This window comes from Rickettsia canadensis str. McKiel (genome assembly GCF_000014345.1).
In the GTDB taxonomy this organism is placed as follows: domain Bacteria; phylum Pseudomonadota; class Alphaproteobacteria; order Rickettsiales; family Rickettsiaceae; genus Rickettsia; species Rickettsia canadensis.
On the sequence record NC_009879.1, the window covers coordinates 1000984 to 1023477 of the forward strand.

The following is a 22494-nucleotide window of genomic DNA, read 5'->3' on the forward strand; positions in this document are numbered from 1 at the left end:
ACAATGCCAATTTTTCAAATAAAACTTCGTCTATATTAAATTTCTTTATAATGTAAAATAATAAAGTTACTAATAAAAAATATTAGCATACTAGGTAATAAAATAGCAGCAATTAAAGACAAATTATTATAAGCCAGTATTTTTAATAAAATTTCTGATAACGAATATGCTATAAAACCTGAAAATAAACCTAATATCAGTATTTTTTCTTGGGAATTATTACGCTGTTTTAGACTAATAAAACAACTTGCTAAAATTACGGTTGCCATCATCATTATAGGCTTAAATAATTGCTTGTAATAATAAATTTGATAATTAATAGCAGGTAAACCTGAATTTAATAATTCATTAATTAATTTAGGTAAAGCCCAAATAGAAACCATATCAGGGCGACTAAATTTATTTACTAAACTATTAATTGATAAATTTGTCTGTATAGTTAAAGTGTTATAAGCCTTAGTTTCCTCTTTTGTAAAAACCTTAACTCTATTTAAATGTAACATTTTATTTTCAATAATACCGTATAATGCATCAATTCTCTTTAAAAAAGAATTATTACTATCAACAAATAAAACTGTAATATTATTTAATTTTTTCTCAGCAACATTAATAAATTGTGTTTGAATAATTTGATTTGCATCATTTAAAGATTCAAAAAATAATAAACCTGATTTAGATATTATACCATCACTCAAGGCTTTTTTAGTCAGTTTTGCTTCTAATAACTCATATTTTTGTAAACCTATAGTACCGATAGGATTCAATATGGTCGTAAAAACTATACCTAAAATTAAAGTTACGATACATGGACTAACAAGCACTTGCCAAATATGAACACCACTAGATAATATAACCGTTAATTCATTATTTTTTGTTAGATTGCTAAGAAAAAATAACATAGCGGTAAAACTAATTAACGACGATACTTGACCTAGTAAATAAGGAATCTTATATAAGATAAGTCTCCAAAAAAAACTAAAAGGAACATAAATATTTTTGAATTTTTGCAAAAGATCAAAGATATTTGAGATAATCAACAGCCCGATTAAAAGAAATAATATAATCAAGAAACACTTAGAATATAATTTAGTAAGATAGCAAGAAAGTGTTTTTAGACTAATCATTATAAATTCAGGTCTAATGCGAATTTAAATACTTGTGTGGTGGGGCTGGTAGGACTTGAACCTACGACCACACCGTTATGAGCGGCGGGCTCTAACCAACTGAGCTACAGCCCCTTTTCATTTGAAATTTATATAATTATTATGCAGTTAAGTCTAGTAAAATTTTTATATTTTTGGTATATCGCCTAAAAAGAGGGCAATAATTATAGATTAAGAAACCTACTATATGTTATTCTTGTAAAGGCTTGCTTGTATGTGGATCGATTTTCTGATTGTCTCACATCCCCACAGCACAACTTGATCACGGGATTCAGTTAAAAATATTAAAATGATTAGTATTTTAAGTTATTTTTATGGACCCCGTGGTCAAGCAAACTAGGTAATACAGCGGATTTTATCATTCCACGCAATAACCACTTCCACAGGCATAACATCAAGTTATAAATAAAAAAAAGACCAAATAGTAAACTCGATTAGTGGTGTATAACTGTTACAGCTCTACGATTATAAGCAAAAGCTTCTTCAGTATTACCCATCATAGCAGGTCTATCTTTACCGTAAGAGATTATATTTAATCTGTTATTATCAATGCCTTTATGAGCTAAGAATTTTTTCGCTGCTGCTGCTCTTCTTTCACCTAAACCTAAGTTATATTCTCTAGTACCTCTTTCATCACAATGTCCTTCAACAGTAGCTTTTACCTCAGGATGCTTTAATAACCAGCAAGCTTGTCTCTCTAATTCTTCTTTAGCCTTTGGTGACAAATCAGAGCTATCAAAATCAAACCATACTGCATTCCCTGCATGCTTCTCAAAATCTTTCATTAATGATATTTCTTCTCCTTGATTCACACCACTGTCAAATTGTGGTGCTTTTTTTGTTGTATTACACCCTGCAAGCACAAATAATGCAAGAAAAGCTAATGTAATTTTTGTTTTCATAATTAAACTCCTTGAGATTATATATTTATTAATATTGCATTCATTTTAGTTAGTGATAAACTTAAACTAACCAAAAGCTATGTAAGTTAGTATATATTATTATTTTATTAGTTTAAAGGCTAAAATATTATAAAATGCAATTACTTATGTATAAATGTGGTAAAAATATCATTTTTATGCATAGATAATTTAGATAAATAAAAGTATAGATAGACTCAGTTTTATTTGGAAAAGAGCAAGGAAGTATATAAGTCGAGGAGCGGGAGGCATATATATAATTATGTACACACTGCAGACAGTTATAACACGATGTAGCCAATTTTCAAATAAAAAAGTATATTCACCATCTTATTAATGCACTGCCCCAAGTTAAACCGGCACCGATAGCTGAAAATAGTAAAATATCGCCTTTTTTTATTTTACCTAATCCTTTGAGAGTACTTAAAGCAAGAGGAATAGAAGCTGCTGAACAATTAGCGTGTTTCTCTACAGTCTTTATGATCTTATGTTCTTCTATATTTAACAACTCAGCAAGTTTATTGATAATACGGACATTTGCTTGATGAGGTATAAAATAATCAATATCGCTTACGCTGAATTGATTAGCACATAATAACTCTTCTATAGATTGTTGCATTTTTTCTATTGCATGACGGAATAATTTTTGACCCTGCATAATGATTTTACCACTAGTACCATTCATACTTATACCACCGTTTGTATATAGTATATCATAATCGATACCGCTTGAAAAAATATTACTCTCTATTAAACCGGAATCATCGCTACTACGCTGCAATATCACACTCCCTGCTCCATCACCAAATAAAACACAGGTAGACCTATCATTCCAATCTAATAGCGATGTCATTTTCTCAGCACCTATAAGCAAAACAGTTTTATATTTACTGGAAGCAATAAGAGAATTTGCTACTTGCAACCCATACACAAAACCGGCACATACTGCCTGTAAATCAAAAGACGGTATATTAGTTAAACCAAGATAGCCTTGAAGTTTAGTAGCAACCGAAGGAAAGCTATGATCTGGAGTAGTAGTACATATAATTATTAAATCGATATCATTTGCCGATATCCCCGCATCTTCTATAGCTTTTTCAGCTGATTTTAAAGCAAGATGGGAAGTATATTCTGTATCGTCTGCTATATGACGCTGCGTAATACCTGTTCTTGTTCTAATCCACTCATCGTTAGTATCTACGAATTTTGTAAGCTCGTCATTACTCACTATTTTTGAAGGAAGATATTGGCCACAACCAATAATTTTACAGGTCATAAATCTTAAGCTTTAGGCGACTTCTTCTGCAGTTTCAATTTTTTTTGTTACTACTTGACGATTATTGTAAGTCCCGTCAACTAAAGAAACGTGATGCGGAAGTTTATATTCACCGGTTTGTGAGTCAACTATTACATTAACTTTACCAAGTGCTAAGTGCGAACGTCTCATATTACGTTTTGATTTTGATGTTTTCTTCTTTGGAACTGCCATTATTATCCTCTCTAAAAATACTATATAAATTAAAAAGTATTTGTCAAATTAGTGAAGCAGTATATTATAATATTGTAATAAAATCTAGATAAAATTAAACTTATGAAAATTTTTATAACATACATTTTTAGTATATTAGCCTTTTTTGCCTTAAGCGGCTGCAAAACTATCGAAAATAGAGGGCAATCCATAGATGATTCGGCACTTGTAAAATTAAAATCTAAAAAATTAAATAAAGCAGAAGTCGTAGAATTAATTGGTACGCCTACTATGGTACCAGAATATTCCCAAAATATTTGGTATTATGTTGAAAGGGTTATGTCTCAAAGAGCTTGGCTTAATTCAAAAATTGAAAAGCAAAAAATAGTAAAAATTATCTTTGATGCTAATAGTTTTATGCAGGAAGTAGTAATAATAGATAATTCTCATAAACAAGATATAGAAATAGTCCGTGAATATACTAGGACATATGGAACAGAACTTAACGGACTACAAAAATTTGTTAAAAATTTAGGTAGATTCAATAAAACTACTGACGGGAATAAAAATAACAGCAAGAATAAGAAGAAGAGATAAAGATTAAGTACCTTAATCGTTATGCGAATGAACATAAAGCGCGTGGCAATCTATTTAATGAATTGCGTCTTCGTCAATTACTTAGTAATTTTCCTTGCAATGACGAAAAAACTGATCCACGGCAGGTAATAACACCAACACCCATAAAACAAAAACTATCTAATATGATTTCGATATTTAGTAAATTAAAACAAAGTTTATCTAAAACTTCTAATAAAATATCAGAAGGTATCGACAAAATATTTTACAAGAAAAAATTAAACGAAGAAACTCTAGAAGAGCTAGAAGAGCTACTTATCTCAAGTGATATGAGTGTTTCGGTAGTAACTAATATTATTGAAGAATTGAAAAAGGTAAAATTTAACGAAGAAATAGATAGTAGTACAGTAAAGGCAGCCCTTGCTAAATTGATAGAAGAGCAGCTGTTAAACTCAGAAATTCCTTTTTCTCTAGATGCAAATAAATTAAATGTAGTATTAGTTTGCGGTGTTAACGGTGCAGGAAAGACTACAACTATAGGTAAGCTTGCTGCAATGTACTCAGCACAAGGAAAAAAAATAGCAGTTGCTGCCTGCGATACTTTTAGAGCAGCTGCCGTAAATCAGCTAAGTATTTTGATAGATAGAGCAAATGCACTACTTATTACAGGTGAAGAATCTGCTGATCCTGCAAGTGTTGCTTACCGCGGGATGGAAGAATCAATAAAACAAAATATCGATATACTTTTTATTGACACAGCAGGTAGACTTCATAATAAAAAAAACTTAATGGATGAACTCACCAAGATCGTAAAAGTTATAAAAAAATTAGATGAGAGCACACCTACTCATAGCATTTTAGTAATTGATGCTATTACAGGACAAAATACTTATAACCAAGCAGAGCATTTTCATAATGCTACTAACTTAACAGGACTTATCGTGACTAAACTAGATGGAAGTGCTAAAGCAGGCGTAATTGTCGGAGTAGTACAAAAATTTAATTTACCAGTGTATTTTATCGGCATAGGCGAGAAGATAGAGGATTTAAAAATATTTGATCGACATGATTTTGCTAAGAGTTTAGTAGGGTTGTGAGATTTTGTTTATAAAAATTACTATGTTATACCACAAATTGATCGCGGTATCTTAAGAAACAACTTATAGAGATAAATAACTTATCTTCTTATTTTTACCTAGAACACAGAGAATAAAAAACCCTCAAATCATAAAATGACTAAAAAAAACACCTTATTACTAATAGACGGATATGGATTTGTTTTTAGAGCCTATTATGCACAACAGCCTTTAACTTCGCCGAAAGGCAAGCCTGTCGGTGCTCTTTACGGTTTTACTTCAATGCTACTAAAATTACTGAGCGACTTTAAGCCTAAACATGTCGCTGTAGTGTTTGATAGCGGCGGGAAAAATTTTCGTCATCATATTTATCCTGAATATAAAGCTAATCGCCCTCCTCCCCCTGAAGATTTAATAATACAATTACCATTAGTTCGTGATGTTGCAAGTAGCTTAAATTTTCCTATTCTAGAAAAGAACGGCTATGAAGCCGATGACATTATCGCAACCTTTGCTACTAAAACGGCTGCACTCGGCGAAGATGTAGTCATTATCTCTTCCGATAAAGATTTATTGCAGTTAATGAATGAAAACATCAAAATATATGATCCACTAAAAGGAAAATATAGCACAGAGGATGATGTTGTTAAAAAATTCGGCACTACTGCTAATAAATTACGTGAAGTAATGGCTTTAATCGGCGATAGATCAGATAATATTCCAGGTGTACCCTCTATTGGACCAAAAACGGCAAGTAGCCTTATAACACAATTTGGTTCGATAGAAAATATATTTAACTCTTTAGACCAAATCTCAAGCGTAAAACAACGTGAAACTTTACAAAATTCAAAAGAAGCAGCTTTAATTTCATGGCAGTTAATAGGGCTTGATTCTAATGTTGATTTAGATTTTCAGCTGAATAATTTAGAATGGTCACCTCCAAATAGCGATAAATTAACAGGATTTTTACAGGAATATGGTTTTAGATCTTTATATAGAAGAGCAGAAAATTTATTTGATATTAAAATTAATGAGCACAAAGAAATAGTAGATAATAAAGTAGCGGAAATAAAAGAAATTAGTAATAAAATTGAACTTGAAAATTTTGCTAAAGAAGCTGAAATAGTAGGAATATTCGGAATATATTTACTACAGTATAAGGGAGATAATCTTGCTTTGATTTTATCACTACAAAATAAAAGTTATATTATTAAAATTTCAAATACGACCAATGACCTTTTTTCCTATAATACTAAAACTAATAATAGCTGGTTTTCAGATATTATTTCTAATTTACTAACCGATAAATCCATAAAAAAAATTACTTACTCTCTTAAACCTTTACTTAAGTTTTATGCAAACCAATCTCATGCAATTACGGCAATTGAAGATTTAGAGTTAATACAATATGCATTATCGGCAGGTTTATCACAGAAAAATTTATTTGAAGAAGCTCAAAAAGAAACTGTAATAGAAAATATAATCAATGAATCGGCAAAAATAGTAATAAATTTTATCTCACTTTATAAGCAAAAAATATTGGAGCTTAAAGATAATAAAGCCTTTAGACTTTATAGCAACATTGATTTACCTATTTGTTTTATTTTAGATAAAATGGAGAAAGTCGGTATTAAAGTAGATGCTAATTACTTGAAACAATTATCAGCTGAATTTGGAACAGAAATAGCTAGACTTGAAGAAGAAATTTTTGCTCTTAGCGGAACTAAATTTAATATTGGTGCACCAAAACAATTAGGCGAAATCTTGTTTGAAAAAATGCAATTACCTTTCGGTAAAGCTTCGGCTAAAACAAACTCTTACTCAACAGGTGTAGAAATACTAAAAAAACTTAGCAAGCATGGATATAATATTGCCGATTTATTACTAAGGTGGCGGCAACTTACAAAATTAAAAAATACTTACACTGATAGTTTACCAAAACAAATAGATAATATAACTAGGCGAGTACATACGACATTTTTACAAACTTCTACCACTACAGGAAGGATTAGTTCACAAGAACCTAATTTGCAAAATGTACCTATTCGCTCTAGTGAGGGTAATAAAATCAGACAAGCTTTTATTCCTGAAAAAGGTTATAAATTAATATCTGCCGATTATTCTCAAATTGAGCTTAGAATATTAAGCCATATTGCAAATATAGATGCACTAAAACAAGCATTTACCAATAAAGACGATATACATACTCAAACTGCTTGTCAGATCTTTAATTTGCCAAAAGATAAACTAACTAGTAAACATAGACGTAAAGCAAAAGCTATAAATTTTGGTATTATTTACGGTATTAGTGCTTTTGGGCTTGCTCAACAATTAAACGTTACGAATAGCGAAGCTGCAGAATATATTAAGAAATATTTTGCTGAATATAAAGGAGTACAAGAATATATTGAGCAAACAAAAGCTTTTGTAAGTAGCAACGGCTATGTTACCAATTTCTTTGGCAGAAAATGTTTTCTACCTTCAATTCATAATAAAAAGCTTAAACAATTTGCAGAGCGTGCGGCAATTAATGCACCTATTCAAGGAACTAATGCTGATATAATTAAAATTGCCATGATCAATCTAGATCAAGAAATAGAAAAACTTAAGCTTAAAACAAGACTAGTGCTGCAAATTCATGATGAATTACTGTTTGAAGCACCGACTGATGAAATAGAACTCGTAATACCTATTATTAAAAAAATCATGGAAAACTCTACTAATATGGACGTACCGATTATTACTGAAATTAGGGCTGGTAATAACTGGATGGAGATTCATTAGGTAATATATAATAAATATGCATGGCTTGCTTGCGTAGATAAGCTTTCCGTTTTCACCCTAGCTAACTTGATCATGACCTTGTTGCATGGATCAAAAAACTTACTCGATGTCATCCATGCAAAAGTGGTGATCCAGAAAAATAACTTTAATACTGATATATAAGTTACATAAACATATAAAAAACTTATTTTATATATTCCCGCCGCCACAGGAATGACATAAAGCGAGCTATACAACAACACTATTTACTATATCCTTTTAAAATCTCAAAATCTTGTGCTTGGAGAAAGAATTTGTCCGGTAATGTAATTTTTGCTACAAAATTCTTTACCTCTTCACTTTGTAAATATATCGTAGCTTTAGTATTACTTTCATTATTATTAGTGCGAGCTGCAAGCATCATTAATATCTGCCGTAATTCTTCATAATTTTGTGGGTAAAGCTTTAGTTCAAATTGTTTATTATTAATTACATCCTCAATTGACGAAAAGCTTTTTGCTGTTAGTTTTATTCCTCCTTCATCTTTAAATACATCACAATTAACGACTACCAAACTTTTAACATCAAGTAAATGTACATAATCTTTTAAAACTTCCTCACTAAAAATACTAAGTTCAAAGATATTCTCAGGATCGGACAGCACGAGCGTCACAAACCTACCTCTTACCGACATACGAGAATCCTTTTTTTGTATTACACCGGCAAGGTTTACTCGGGTAGTACCGTATGGTAATTTATTATGCAAATCTGCAGTATTTAAAATATTTAAACGGCTAAATATTTCTTGATACTGCGTAAGAGGATGATTAGAAATAAATAAACCCATAGCCTCAAATTCATAAAAAGCTAAAGTATTTTTATCTGCATAATTACTATCTATTAAAATAGTTGGACTTAAACTAGAAACTTTAATTAAGCTAAATTGATTAGATGCCTGCTCTTTGTGATATGAAGTTGCATAAGAAAGTAATTTTGGAATACTTAAAAATAATTGCAATCGATTATCATGTAACTCATCAAAACAGCCAGATTTAATTAAATTTTCCAGTAATTTACTGTTAATAGATTTTGGCGGTAATCGTTCAATAAAATCGGTAATTGATTTAAATGGTCCTCTTGCTTTTCGCTCGTCTGTTACTAATTTACCAAAATTCGGCGTAACTCCTTTAATCGCACCTAAAGCAAATATTATTGCACTTACTTCTTTATCATACTCACAACTTTTTATGTCATTCTCAGTACCTTCTTTGTCATTCCCACGAAAGTAGTCATCCATTTTCATTTCACTAATTTTTTCTGGATCCACGCCTACACGGGTATGACATAGAACTTCGTGGGAATGACAAGTCACAGCTTGCGGTATGACAGACTTTACAATAAAATACCCTTCAGAAATATTAATATTAGGAGCAATAATTTTTATTCCACTGTCTTTTGCTTCTTGTAAAAATAAATTAATTTTATCGTGATTATTTAATTCAAGATTTAAGCAGGCAACCAAAAATTCTGCAGGATAATTAGCTTTAAGATATGCAGTTTGATATGAAATAACGCCATAAGCCGCAGCGTGTGCCTTATTAAAACCATATCCGGCAAATTTAGCTACAGTCGCAAAAATGGATTTCGCTTGAGATGCTGAAATATTATTAGCCACTGCCCCTTTAACAAAAATTTCTTCTTGCTCCTCCATTTCTTTTTTAATTTTCTTACCCATTGCTCTACGAAGTAAATCAGCAGCACCTAGTGTATAACCGGCAAGAACTTGTGCTATTCTTTGTACTTGTTCCTGATATATCACCACTCCGTAAGTTTCTTCTAAGATCGGCTTTAATAGCTCATGTAAATAATCAGGCTGCTGTAATTTATGCTTACAAGCTATATAGGTAGGGATATTTTCCATAGGACCGGGGCGATATAAAGCACCAAGAGCTATTAAATCATGTATAGAATCAGGCTTAAGGCGTCTAAGTGCATCTTTCATCCCAACACTTTCAAATTGGAAAACTCCGACTCCCTTACCTTGACATAACATTTGATAGGTCTTATTATCATCAAACGTCATATTGTTCAAATCTACATCTATCCCTCGCTCTTTAAGCAGTTTCTTACAATCGGTAATAACTGTTAGGGTTTGTAGACCTAAAAAATCAAATTTAATTAAACCGGCAATCTCAGAATATTTCATAGAATAACCGACTATCAACATATCGGAATTAGCATCTTTATATACTGGGACTATATCAACTAAATCAGTGCCTGCTATTACGATTCCTGCAGCATGAGTCGAGGAATGTCTATGTAGTCCCTCAAGAATTAACGAAGTATCAAGCACCAGCTTAATTAACTCTGCTTCACCCTCTAAATTATACAGTCCATTACCTTTAGCAGCATTTGCAAGCTCTGGAACTTCATGCATTGCCTGTTCAAGCGTAACGGGATTAACTGCACTAAAAGGTACAAGTTCTGTTATATAATCAGCAAATTTATAAGGTAAACTAAGTACACGAGCAACATCCTTAATAACAGCCTTTGCCTGCATCTTACCAAAAGTTATAATCTGCCCTACTCTATTGTAGCCATATTTAGAACGTACATAATTAATCACTTCCTCACGCCTTTCTTGACAAAAATCAATATCGAAATCAGGCATTGAAATACGTTCAGGATTTAAAAATCTTTCAAATAATAAGCCAAATTTAATCGGATCGAGATCAGTAATAAGCAAGCTCCAAGCAACAACCGAGCCTGCCCCCGAACCTCTACCCGGTCCAACTAAAATCCCCTCTTGTTTACTCCATTTAATAAAATCTGATACAATCAAAAAATAACCGGCAAAATTCATATTACAGATAATATCCAGTTCGTAATTAAGACGAGACAAATATTCTGTTTTCAATTCTTCTTGATTCTCTAACGAAATATTTTCGGATTTAAACTTTATAGCAAGCCTTGCAAGTAACCCTTCTGTTGCTTCTTTTCTAATTAAATCTGTTTCACTAATATCTTTGGTAGCAAAATTAGGCAGCATCGGCGGGTTTGCATGTGCTGCAAAATAACAACGTTCTCTTAAATTCACAGTATTTTCAATAGCAGCAGGTAAGTCGGAAAAAAGCTCTATCATTTCACGTGGTGATTTAAAATAACAATTCTCGCTAACTGTTTTACGGTCAGGATATTCTTTAGTAACACCAGCTGATATACATAACAATACATCATGTGCATAATGCATGCTTTTCTCACTAAATAAAACTTTATTAGTAGCAACAAGTGGAATAGCAAGCTCAGCAGCAATTTTAATATAATGATCCTCAATAAACTGTTCTTCGGGTAAATCATGCCTCATAATTTCAAAATAAAACCGATCTGCTAAAATCTCCTGTAATTTACGTGCAAACAGTATCGCTTGCTCTTCATTACGAGCCAGTAAACATTTTCCGACAATACCGTCGGTATAACAGCATAATGCTATTAACCCTTCTTGATATTTTACTAAATCTTCAAAATTAATATGATCGCAGATCTTACGATCATTTTTAGTTACAGTAAGGCTTGATAGTTTGAGTAAATTTTTATAGCCGACTTCATCTTTAGCTATAAGCAAAATTTGAGCAAAAATATTGATATCATATTGTATGTTGAGAATAACCCCGTGTATCGGCTGCAGCCCTTTTTTTACTGCATATAACGCAAATTCCAATGAACCAAATAAATTCCCACTATCTGCCAAACAAATAGCAGACATTTTATTTAATGAAGCAAGCTCTACTATTTTTTCGATTGTTAATGCACTTTCTAGAAAAGAATAAGAGCTTTGTGTTCTTAAATGAATAAATTCAGGTTGCATTTTAAATATGAATGTATATGGTTTTTATGTGATTCCTGTGAAACATTGTTGCATGGATCGGATCAATGCCAACTCTGTCATCCCCGCGACTTGAACGCAGGTTCTAGTTAAAAATACTAAAATTATTAGTATAATAAGTTGTTTTTTGGATACTATGGTCAAACAACGGTATAACAGTGAATGCATTTTACGTAACAACACCTACGCGGGAATAACATCGAGTTTACTTCCTACTGCATAATACCTAAAACCGATTTTTTTCACTACTTCACTATCTAGTATATTTCTCAGATCAATTATTATCGGAGATTTTACTAAGTCATAAATTTCTTGAAAATTAAGTTCTTTAAATTCTAACCACTCAGTTGCAATAACTATAATATCTGCTGATTTACATGCTTCAACTGCTAAGTCTAAATATAGCAAATTTTTATTTTCAAAATTCTTTTTAGCATTTTCACAACCAATTGGATCAAATGCTTTAACATATGCACCTTTATTTAATAAAATCTTTATAATTTCGATAGCAGGACTTGCTCTAACATCATCTGTCCCTGCTTTATATGTTAAGCCTAAAATTGCTATATTCTTACCTTTTAAATCTCTGTCTAACAAAGTAGCAATCTTATCTACTATGTTACTTGGTCGCTGCTTGTTGCTTGCAATTACTGCCTTAAGAATCTTACAATCAATATGATGGTTTGCTACAAGATGATTTAATGCTAGAATATCTTTTGGAAAACACGAACCGCCAAAACCAGGTCCTGCATTTAAAAAATTTTGACCGATTCTTTGATCAAGCCCTATACCTTTAGATAAATCTTTAATATTACCGCCAATTTTTTCACATAAATCAGCCATTTCATTAATAAAAGCAATTTTAGTAGCTAAAAAACTATTTGAAGCATATTTAATAAGCTCACTTGTCACTAAATCAGTAACCAAAAACTTTGTTCCTTGTTCTATTAAGGGTGCATAAATTTTTCTTAAGATCTCCTCCGATTTTTCATTATTTACACCGACAACTATACGGTCAGGATATAAAAAATCTTCTACCGCACTGCCTTCCCTTAAAAACTCAGGATTGGAAGCAACATTAAATAAAAAACCTTTGGATTTTAAATATGCTATAATATTACTGCAGCTATAAGGCGGAACAGTGGATTTGATGACTATTAAACAATCCTTATTTATATGCACTGATACCTTATCAATAGCATTATAAACATATTTTAAATCTGCTTTTCCCGATTCTTTTGAAGGCGTGCCAACCGTAATAAATATTGCTTCAGCATTTTGAAGTTCATTATTATAAATATATGTAAATTTTAATCTTCTAGCTAGCAGAGCTTTTTGTAAATATTTATCAAGGTTCAACTCATAAATCGGTAATATTTGCTTATTTAATTTGGATATCTTAACCTTATCATTATCAATACAAGTAACATTATGACCTAAATAGCTTATAATAATACCTGAGACTAATCCCACATATCCACTACCGATAAATGTAATATTCATAATTTTTTGTGATTTTTATATTAAATTTTTAAATTATACGTTATATTCAACTAACATGACAAGTATACCTCGAGTGTCAATGCAGGATCATTATACTTTGACATAACTTCAAAGAGAGCTAAAAGTTCACAAGGCAAGAAGCGTATCATATACTTAATATGTAAGTACCGTTGTGTACTCTTGTAGAACAACAACACCAATTTTGAAGCTCATCAAGTATACAAAGCTTTTATCATATTTCAATAGATTTACAAGCTCAAATGAATTTTATTAAAAAAACCTTTATTAGTATTTTTATAATTCTTATTTCATTGTTTGTTTTTACAACTCTAACTGTTTATAGTGCGAACAAAGGATCGTTAAATGAACCTTTGAAAAAAATAATTGAATTTTATTTAAGTAAAAATGATATAAAGGCTGTATTACATAATTTAGAATTTAAAGAAAACCGATTATCTATAGATAAAATTACCTTAAGTTTTATAGATAATACTAGAGGAGAAATTAAAGATTTTAATCTTTTCTTTAATTTCAAAAATTTCTTCTCTAATTCGTTAATAGAGGCTAATTTTAATATTGATAAATTTTCCATAATCTCAAACAACGATGAAGAAATTATAAATACTTCAACGAACGGTGATTATTCGTTAAATATAATCAAAAAAGATGTTCTAACCGACATACGGTTAACTTCAATAAAAAGTGATATCTTAACCGATGAGCAAGGAGCAGGCTTACCTCTAGGAAATGCTTTATGCTTGTATAAAACCACCTATTCTAAAGGTAATCCAAAAAGCGTTAATTGCAAACTTACCTTTGGAGACAAAGCTTTTTTATCACTAAACGGTATAATAACCGATAAAAATATCGATGTAAGTGCAGCTGCTGCAAATATACCTTTAATAATTTATCAAACAGTTGAAAAAATTGTGCCGGATAATTCTATAATCTCATATTTACGAGAACATATAAAACAAGGTTATATCCAAAACGGAGAATTAAATATTAAATTAGATAAAAAATTTTTAAAGAAAAATATTTTAGTAGAAGATAATTTAAAAGCAAATTTACATATCTCGAATTTTGAATATAAATATCATAAAGATTTACCGCCTTTAACTAAAGTTGATACTAATATAATTATTTCAGGACCGGAAATAAAATTTCTAATTAATGAAGCATATAGCGGTAACAGTATTGTTTCAGATGGTATTATAACTTTCAAATGGGAAGGACCGGATAAATCGCAATTTGTTTTTAATGCTACTGCTAAAGGTGAAATTAACGACTTAATTGCCTTTGTTCCAAGTAATATATATCAAAATATTAAAGCTCAAAATATTGATCTAAAACAAATCAAAGGGACAGCAAATTCAATAATAGAGTTCATAATCCCTATTAGTCCAAATATCCCTAATAGTTATAATGTGTTATCAACATTAACAAATATTTCTTTTAATACTTTAGACAATAATATTTTATTACAAAACGGTGAAGCCAAAGGTAGTTTTAAAGATAATAAACTAAATATTACCGGTAAAGGCAAAATTAATAATTATGCAAGTAGCTTTACTTATGATCATGATATATCAGATAAAAATAATGAGTGTTTACTTAAAATAAAAAGCAATATTGTGGCAAATAATCAAAGATTTGGACTATTGAAATTAATTTCAGGGAATACCGTTCTAAATTTTGAGTATAAAAAGCAGCATAATAATGAGAGTTTTATTACTGTTAATTCTAATCTTGATAATTTAGAATTTAATATAGATAAAGTATCTATTCATAAAAAATTATATAAAAAAGCTAATTTATATTTATATACTAAATTAAATGATAAAAATTTCGATAGAAATATTGCATTTAACCTTTCAGGGCAGGATAATCTAAAAATTAACGGTAATGTCTTAATTAAGAACAATATTTATAATATTAATCTAGCCTCTGTTAAACATAATCATACGGATTTAAAAGGAAAAATAATTATAGATAACCATAATCTTAATACGGAACTTTATGGAAGCGGATTAGATTTATCAAATGCTAATATGATGCAGTTTTTAGAAAAAGAGGGGGATTCTACACGTAATATTAATTTAAAAACTAATATATCAAAAATACTTTTAAAGAATAATATAATTCTAAGTAATCTTGATTTAGCAATTAAATGTGATAAAGTACGGTGTTTCTCTGGTTTTCTAAATGCTAATATTGCTAATAAAAAAGTTAAGATGTCACTTACCGCTAAGGAAGCTTTTGAACAATGGCTCATTGAATCTGATAATGCCGGAGCATTGCTTAAAGGACTTGGAATGTATAACACTATGCAAAATGGTCAGATTAATATCAACTTAAATACAAAAAGATATAAAGTAAAAAAAGGCGAAATAGTACCAATATTAGATGGAAAATTTTCTATAAAACATTTTATGGTAGTTGATACCCCTTTTTTAACACGGCTTGTTTCCTTTGTTTCTCTACCGGGTTTTCTTAGTTCAATAACTAATAATAAAAATATTTTATTTGAAGATATGACCGGTAAATTTAATTATAGAGGGAATATTATTACAATTTTCGATACAGAAGCACATGGACCGTTTTTTGACTTTACTATGAAAGGTAATATTGATACTAAGCAGCAATTAATTACGGTTAAAGGAAACATTATTCCTTCCTTTTTCTTAATCAGCACCATTGTAATCAAAATACCGGTAGTCGGTAAAATATTTTCCAAAGTAGCCCCTTACTCACTAGAAATGAAATATTAAGTAACTATTTAAAGCTATTAGATTTCGTGTACAAAATTTTAAATCACTCCTTTATGTCATACCCGCGAAAGCAGGAATCTAGAAATCAAGAAGCTCAAATAACTACAGCTTCTAAAGTTAGAAAACTTAATTTGTTTGACTTTTTTCTGGCTTCGCGCTTTCGTGGACATGACATACATAGCCATACATATTTAATCGGTATTTTACTTTTAGGCTTAATTTCCGGTCTTACATTTAATTTAATTTTTTTCACAGTGCCATATCAATTATCTGAAGCAAAATACACTACTGATATAATAGGTTTGATATCATTAGCTGCTTTTCCATATTGTTTAAAGGTCATATGGTCACCTTTTATAGATAAATACTCTATACCTTTTTTATGTTCTAAACTCGGTCACAGACGTGGCTGGGCATTAGTATCACAAATATGTTTAATCCTAGCAATGACAGGATTCTTAAACATAAGCCCTTGCAATAACTTATATATTACTGCCGTTATCTTATGTATTATTTCATTCTGCAATGCTACTCAAGATATTGTACTTGATGCATATAGAATTGAGAGACCTACATCGAAAGAAGAACTTTCAATGGCTTTTACTTTTAGTAGTATAGGGTTTCGTTTAGGTATGTTACTTGGCAGCGTCGGTGCTTTATATTCATCAATTATTTTTGGCTGGAATATTGTATATAAATTTGCTCTATTCATTACTATACTTGGACCTATAGTAATTTTATATATCAAAGAACCAAAATCAAAAGAAATACGTCATACAACTACTAATTTAATAGGATTACAACAATATTTTGCAGTTATTAAAAAAAGTATTATATCCTTAAAAAATGAACAGCAATATTTACTGCTAATTATATTGTTTGTATTTTTGTACAAAGCTGCAGATTCTATACCTATGGCTATGAGTTCTCCCTTATTTCTAGATTTAAGTTTTACTACTCATGAAATTGCTATTATTTACAAAGCGTACGGGTTACTAATCATGATCATTGGGGGAGCTTTAGGTGGCATTTTATCTGCAAAAATAGGTATATTTAATAGTGTCTTAATTGGTGGAGTTATTCAATTATTATCGCCTCTTATGTTTATGATTCTTGCTACTATCGGTTATGATATAAGGACATTTATAATAACCGTTACAGTGCAAAATTTTTGTGCAGGCTTTGCAGGCACTATTATCTCTATCTATTTTGCTAGCCTTTGCAATAGTGAATTTGTTGCCACGCAATATTCCATTATTGCATCTTTTAGCTCTCTTAGTCGTATTCTTCTAGCTAGCCTTGGCGGTATTTGTGCAAAATATCTTACTTGGCCTGTATTCTTTTTAGGTAATACTCTGTTTAGTATGTTATTTATACCGATATTTTATAAAATATATAGAAAGAAACTAGTGATTAAAAAATATGACAATCCTTAAAAAACCTTTATAATATTGATATATATATACTTCTGTGAAATGACGAGTCGGAATTTTTATGAAATTATATAGTTTTCAAGAACATTTATTAGAATTAAAAATAAGGCTTCTTAGAATATTTACTACTTTTATAATTATATTTGCTATTTGCTATTACTTTAGCGACAATATTTATAGTTTTTTATTAAAACCACTGGCTAAGCTAAGCGGTGATACGGTACGCAATATAATTTACACAGGGCTTACGGAAGCATTCTTTACCTATATTAAACTCGCAGCTTTTACTGCTTTTACTATTATTATACCGATAATTGCTTTAGAGTGTTATTTATTTATCAGTCCTGGGCTACACCGCCATGAAAAAAAAATTATCACTTTTATTCTTTTTATGTCACCTATTTTATTTTGGTGTGGTAGTATTTTTGTCTTTTATTTTGTAATGCCGCAAGCTTGGAAATTTTTTCTTAATTTTGAAAAACGTGATATGATAGTACCAATAGTTTTGGAAGCAAGAATTAGCGAGTATCTCAGTTTAGTTATTCATCTTATTATTGCTTTTGGAGTCGCTTTTCAACTACCAGTTGTGATAATAATATTAAATATACTAAAAATAATTAAGGTACAGACACTTAAGCAAAAAAGACGCATTGCCGTAGTAATTAACTTTATCATCGCAGGAATATTAACACCTCCTGACATTTTAAGCCAGTTTGCTCTTGCAATTCCACTACTTTTATTATATGAAATTTCAATAATGATATGTAATTTTATAGAAAAATCGAGGACACTAAATGTTAAATATCAAATGGATTAGAGAAAACCAAGAATTGTTTGATGAAAAGCTTAGCCAAAGATTTATTGAACCTATGTCTAGTAAAATCGCTATGCTCGACGAAGAGAAAAGAAAAATTACGAGTTTAATTCAAGAATTTCAGCATGCACGTAGGGTGAAATCGAAGATTTTAGGTAATATGACCTCTAAAAGCAGTGAAGAGTTTGAAGGTTTACAAAGAGATGTCAAACATATAAATGAGAAGTTGGAAGAACTTGAAAAGGATCTAAATAACAATAACGAATTAAATGAGCTATTAAATATGCTTCCTAATATTCCGGACGACGAAGTACCTTACGGAATTGATGAAAGTATGAATAAATTAGTTCGTACTTACGGAGAGATAAATCCAAATGCTTTAAATAAGCAGCATTTTGAACTAGGCACAAAATTAAATTTAATGGATTTTGAACAAACTACTAAAATTTCAGGAGCTAGATTTGTAACATTAAAAGGCGATTTAGCAAAGCTAGAACGTGCTTTAATTAACTTTATGATTGATGTTCATACTAAAGAGTTTGACTTCTTTGAGATATCACCTCCAGTATTAGTTCGAGATAATGCTATGTATAATGCAGGACAACTACCTAAATTTACTGAAGAGTCTTTTGCAACAACAAAGGGTTACAGACTAATTCCAACCGCAGAAGTATCTTTAGTCAATATAGTCGCTGATACTATTATATCAAGAGAAAAATTACCTATGCGTTACGTTGCTTACACCCAGTGCTTTAGATCAGAAGCAGGTAGTAGCGGTAGAGATACAAGAGGTATGATTAGATTACATCAATTCGGTAAAGTAGAGCTTGTATCTATTACTACTCCAGAAGAGTCACAAAATGAACATGAATATATAACTAATGCATCAGAGACTATTTTACAAAAACTTAATCTACCTTATCGTATTATGTTACTTTGCACTGGAGATATGGGATTTGCAGCAAAAAAAACCTATGATATAGAAGTATGGCTTCCGGGACAAAAGCAATATCGTGAAATTGCGAGCTGTTCTAATTGTGGAGATTTTCAAGCACGTAGAATGAAAGCAAGATATAAAGAATTCGGCAGTAACGATACTACCTTAGTTCATACTTTAAATGCTTCAGGATTACCTATCGGAAGAACTATGGTTGCAATATTAGAAAGTTATCAGAACGAAGATGGATCAATAACTATACCTGATGTCTTGATAAATTACATGGGAGGGTTACAAAAAATCACTACATATAGTGAATAATTGTTTATTAAATATAAATAATAAGGTAAAGTTTTGTAATAATGCTAGGGTTTTATAGTAAGTTAGATCACGATAGTTTAGTTTATATGTCATGCCCGCGAAGGTATTATTGAGTGGAATGGTAAAACTCGCTGTTGCTACCTCATAGTTTGAATACAAATCCATAAAAAATAACTTAAAATATTAATAATCTTAGTATTTTTAACTGGATCCTACGATTGCCAATGATTTTTTCTTTCAAGTCACAGCATGACAATCGGGAAAATTGATCCACACAACAACACTTTTGAGGAAATGATATAGAGAAGTTTTCAAGAACAATGGAAACTAATACTAAGTCTTGACAAAATTGCAATTTAAATTCAGGTTATTTGTGTTTAGTGATTTACGAAAGTGTGATAAGGATATATACAATTATAATGCTCATAATTTTATACCTATAGCATGTCATTATAATGAAAATACTTTACTTACCAAAGACGGTAAGTTACTACAAATTATCAAAATATACGGCATTAATTCAGAACAAATTAGCAATAATTTACAGAATTTACGTGAAATGGTTAGAGTTTCTATAAAAAAGAATATAACCAATTATGATTTTGCTTTTTGGCTACATACAATACGAGAAAAACAAAATTTAGACGATTCCACTCCTTATAAAAAATTATTACCGGCAAATATTCATGCACTATGGCAAAGAAAAAATCATTGGCATGATAAATTTGTTAATACTTTATATATATCTATAGTACATGATTCCACTAAAGTTAATATCAAAAATTTTAACTCTTTAATAAATTCATTATCTAATAAATTAATTACTGATTTTGAAAATAACTACTTAGATTCAGCTTTTCAAAAATTAGAAAATATCACTAATAATATTTTAAAAGATTTAAATGAATTCGGTGCTGAAAAACTTGGTATAATATTTGAAAATGATAATGTTTTTTCTAACCCTTTATTTTTATATAATCGTATAGCTAACCTTAATAATAATTATTGTTTGGTACCTATAATAGATTTATCTGATGCACTAGGTAGAAGTACTTATACAATTAGTGGCGATAAAATGGTAGTTACAGATAATGATAAAAATAACAAATTCGTTTCTTTACTATCTATAAAAGAATATCAAGAAACTCCTTCTAACGCACTTGATAAATTTTTACAGTTACCGATTGAATTAATAATAACTGAAATATTTTACTTTGTAAGCAAAAAACAAGTAATATCCAAATTGCAAGGTCAAGATTATATTCTTAAGATTACCAACGACTCAACTTTACTTAATCACAAAGGGATTAATAAGCTTGATGCAGCTAACTTAGATTTTCAATTTTGTAATCAGCAAATTTCAATTGCTGTTATAGAAGAAGATGAAAATAAACTCGATGCAGATGTAGCTAAAGCATCAACCGAACTTTTTAAACTTGGCATTATTCATGTAAAAGAAGATCTTAATATTGAACAAATATTTTGGTCGCAATTACCTGCTAACTTTGCCTTTATCCGTAGAATGTCACCATTACCCGTAGAACATATTGCTTCTCTTACCGCTCTTCATAATACTACACTCGGTAATCAATATAATCCTTGGGGTAGAGCTATCACTTTACTGCGAACTGAAAAAGGTACTCCATATTTCATGAATTTTCATGATAAAACGAATAAAGGTAATACTTGCATCTTTGGTACGGAAAAAACTGGCAAAACCGTATTATTGAACTTTCTAATATCAGAATCGACTAAATATGACCCAACAATAATTTATATCTCTAATAATAATGATTCTAAAATTTTTATTGAAGCAATAGAAGGTAAATGGTTAGAACCGGACAAACAAATTATCAATCCGTTTTTAGTAGATGATACAGAAAAATCACAAGCCTTCATTTTAGAATTTTTAAAATTAATCAGCGGTCATTATATTTCACCACTAAGTGAAATAGAGATATTTTTCCTAGAGAAGTTAAAAAATAAAATTTTATCAATTGAAAAAGAAAAACGTATTTTTTCCGATATTTTAAAATTAGAAGATTTTAAAGAGGCAGGAGGAATACAAATACTTGATAAATTTAAAGTTTTTACCGAAGGACAATTATATTATCAATTATTTGATGGACCGTCTCTTAACATTCAAGAAGGGGAAGTCATAGGGTTTAATTTATATAAACTTTCTGACGAACCATTTTCTAAACAATTTTATCCAACGGAGAGAAAATTTTTAGAACAGTTTAATAATAATTTAAAGAAACACCAAAGTATTAGTGCAGCAGTAATTTATGCTTTTACTTATCATTTAAGCATAGTCGGCACAAAACCTAAAATATTTGTTGCCGATAATTTTGATAAACTTTATAAACCTGAGGTTTATTACGATAATATAAATTTGATTTATAATAATTTATCTAAAAATAACGGTATTTTCGTCAGTAATTTCAATTTTATTTATCTTAAGTCATACCCAAAATATACTATAAAACCTTGGCTTGATTTAATTAATACTAAAATTATTCTACCGTCTGACGTTAAAATAGAAGATTTAGACAAAATTTTAGGTTTAAGCGAACCGGAAATACGAAAATTATCACAGCTAATACTTTCTGCAAGGATGTTCTTAATTAGTCAGGATAATGAATCTATAGCTTCTGAATTAAGTATTGCCGCTTTAATAGGAATTGTCCGTATTTTATCAAGCAGACAAGAGGAAATGGACATTTATAAAAAAATACTTGAACAACACCAAGGTCCTCCGGATAATTGGGTCCATTACTTATATAATGCATTAAATACGGACTAATGCGAATAGCGCATTATTACATAATTCGCTATTCGGTTTAAAATATAAAAGGTGAAAGGT

At 30.2% G+C, this 22494-nt stretch carries 14 protein-coding genes and 1 tRNA gene; 8 read left to right on the top strand and 7 right to left on the bottom strand.

Translation table 11 applies throughout. The features are described 5' to 3' along the window. Positions 1-35: 35 nt before the first annotated feature. The 5 genes from A1E_RS04410 to rpmF form a co-directional block, all read right to left on the bottom strand. Positions 36-1124 (bottom strand): LptF/LptG family permease, encoded by a 1089-nt coding sequence (locus A1E_RS04410; protein WP_041405255.1) that lies wholly within the window; start codon positions 1122-1124, stop codon positions 36-38. Between the two features lie 37 nt (positions 1125-1161). Then, positions 1162-1238: transfer RNA gene (locus A1E_RS04415), tRNA-Ile, on the bottom strand. A gap of 359 nt (positions 1239-1597) precedes the next feature. Beyond that, complete coding sequence (gene pal, locus A1E_RS04420) at positions 1598-2065, bottom strand: peptidoglycan-associated lipoprotein Pal (RefSeq protein WP_012149100.1); 468 nt, start codon at positions 2063-2065, stop codon at positions 1598-1600. 340 nt (positions 2066-2405) lie between these two features. After that, positions 2406-3359, bottom strand: coding sequence for a beta-ketoacyl-ACP synthase III (locus A1E_RS04425; protein ID WP_012149101.1), 954 nt, complete (start codon positions 3357-3359; stop codon positions 2406-2408). Positions 3360-3371: 12 nt separating this feature from the next. Next, on the bottom strand, positions 3372-3572 hold the full coding sequence (gene rpmF, locus A1E_RS04430) for a 50S ribosomal protein L32 (RefSeq protein ID WP_012149102.1): 201 nt from the start codon (positions 3570-3572) through the stop codon (positions 3372-3374). Between the two features lie 102 nt (positions 3573-3674). Here rpmF and A1E_RS04435 point away from each other — a divergent pair, with 102 nt between their 5' ends. The 3 genes from A1E_RS04435 to polA all read left to right on the top strand — a co-directional run bounded on the left by A1E_RS04435 (position 3675) and on the right by polA (position 7987). Further along, entirely contained in the window at positions 3675-4148 is a 474-nt protein-coding gene (locus A1E_RS04435; RefSeq protein WP_012149103.1) for an outer membrane protein assembly factor BamE, read from the top strand. A gap of 164 nt (positions 4149-4312) precedes the next feature. Then, positions 4313-5224, top strand: a complete 912-nt coding sequence (gene ftsY / locus A1E_RS04440) for a signal recognition particle-docking protein FtsY (protein WP_012149104.1) — start codon at positions 4313-4315, stop codon at positions 5222-5224. 135 nt (positions 5225-5359) lie between these two features. Continuing rightward, positions 5360-7987, top strand: coding sequence for a DNA polymerase I (polA, locus tag A1E_RS04445; RefSeq protein ID WP_012149105.1), 2628 nt, complete (start codon positions 5360-5362; stop codon positions 7985-7987). A 241-nt stretch (positions 7988-8228) separates the two neighbouring features. Here the strand turns inward: polA and dnaE are convergent, their stop codons facing one another. Further along, on the bottom strand, positions 8229-11831 hold the full coding sequence (gene dnaE / locus A1E_RS04450; RefSeq protein WP_012149106.1) for a DNA polymerase III subunit alpha: 3603 nt from the start codon (positions 11829-11831) through the stop codon (positions 8229-8231). A gap of 201 nt (positions 11832-12032) precedes the next feature. Continuing rightward, entirely contained in the window at positions 12033-13352 is a 1320-nt protein-coding gene (locus tag A1E_RS04455; RefSeq protein WP_012149107.1) for a UDP-glucose dehydrogenase family protein, read from the bottom strand. Between the two features lie 260 nt (positions 13353-13612). On the opposite strand from A1E_RS04455, the gene A1E_RS04460 reads away from it, so the two are divergent. The 5 genes from A1E_RS04460 (at position 13613) to A1E_RS04480 (ending at position 22434) form a co-directional block, all read left to right on the top strand. Then, on the top strand, positions 13613-16123 hold the full coding sequence (locus A1E_RS04460) for a YhdP family protein (RefSeq protein ID WP_012149108.1): 2511 nt from the start codon (positions 13613-13615) through the stop codon (positions 16121-16123). Between the two features lie 53 nt (positions 16124-16176). Then, positions 16177-17559 carry an MFS transporter gene (locus A1E_RS04465; RefSeq protein ID WP_012149109.1) on the top strand — a complete coding sequence of 461 codons (1383 nt, stop codon included), beginning with the start codon at positions 16177-16179 and terminating at the stop codon, positions 17557-17559. A 58-nt stretch (positions 17560-17617) separates the two neighbouring features. Then, positions 17618-18373: a twin-arginine translocase subunit TatC gene (gene tatC, locus A1E_RS04470; protein ID WP_012149110.1), complete on the top strand. Its 756-nt coding sequence runs from the start codon at positions 17618-17620 to the stop codon at positions 18371-18373. Continuing rightward, complete coding sequence (serS, locus tag A1E_RS04475) at positions 18351-19628, top strand: serine--tRNA ligase (protein WP_012149111.1); 1278 nt, start codon at positions 18351-18353, stop codon at positions 19626-19628. Before tatC ends, serS begins: the two co-directional genes overlap by 23 nt. A gap of 373 nt (positions 19629-20001) precedes the next feature. After that, positions 20002-22434 (top strand): VirB4 family type IV secretion/conjugal transfer ATPase, encoded by a 2433-nt coding sequence (locus A1E_RS04480; RefSeq protein ID WP_012149112.1) that lies wholly within the window; start codon positions 20002-20004, stop codon positions 22432-22434. Positions 22435-22494: the final 60 nt, after the last annotated feature.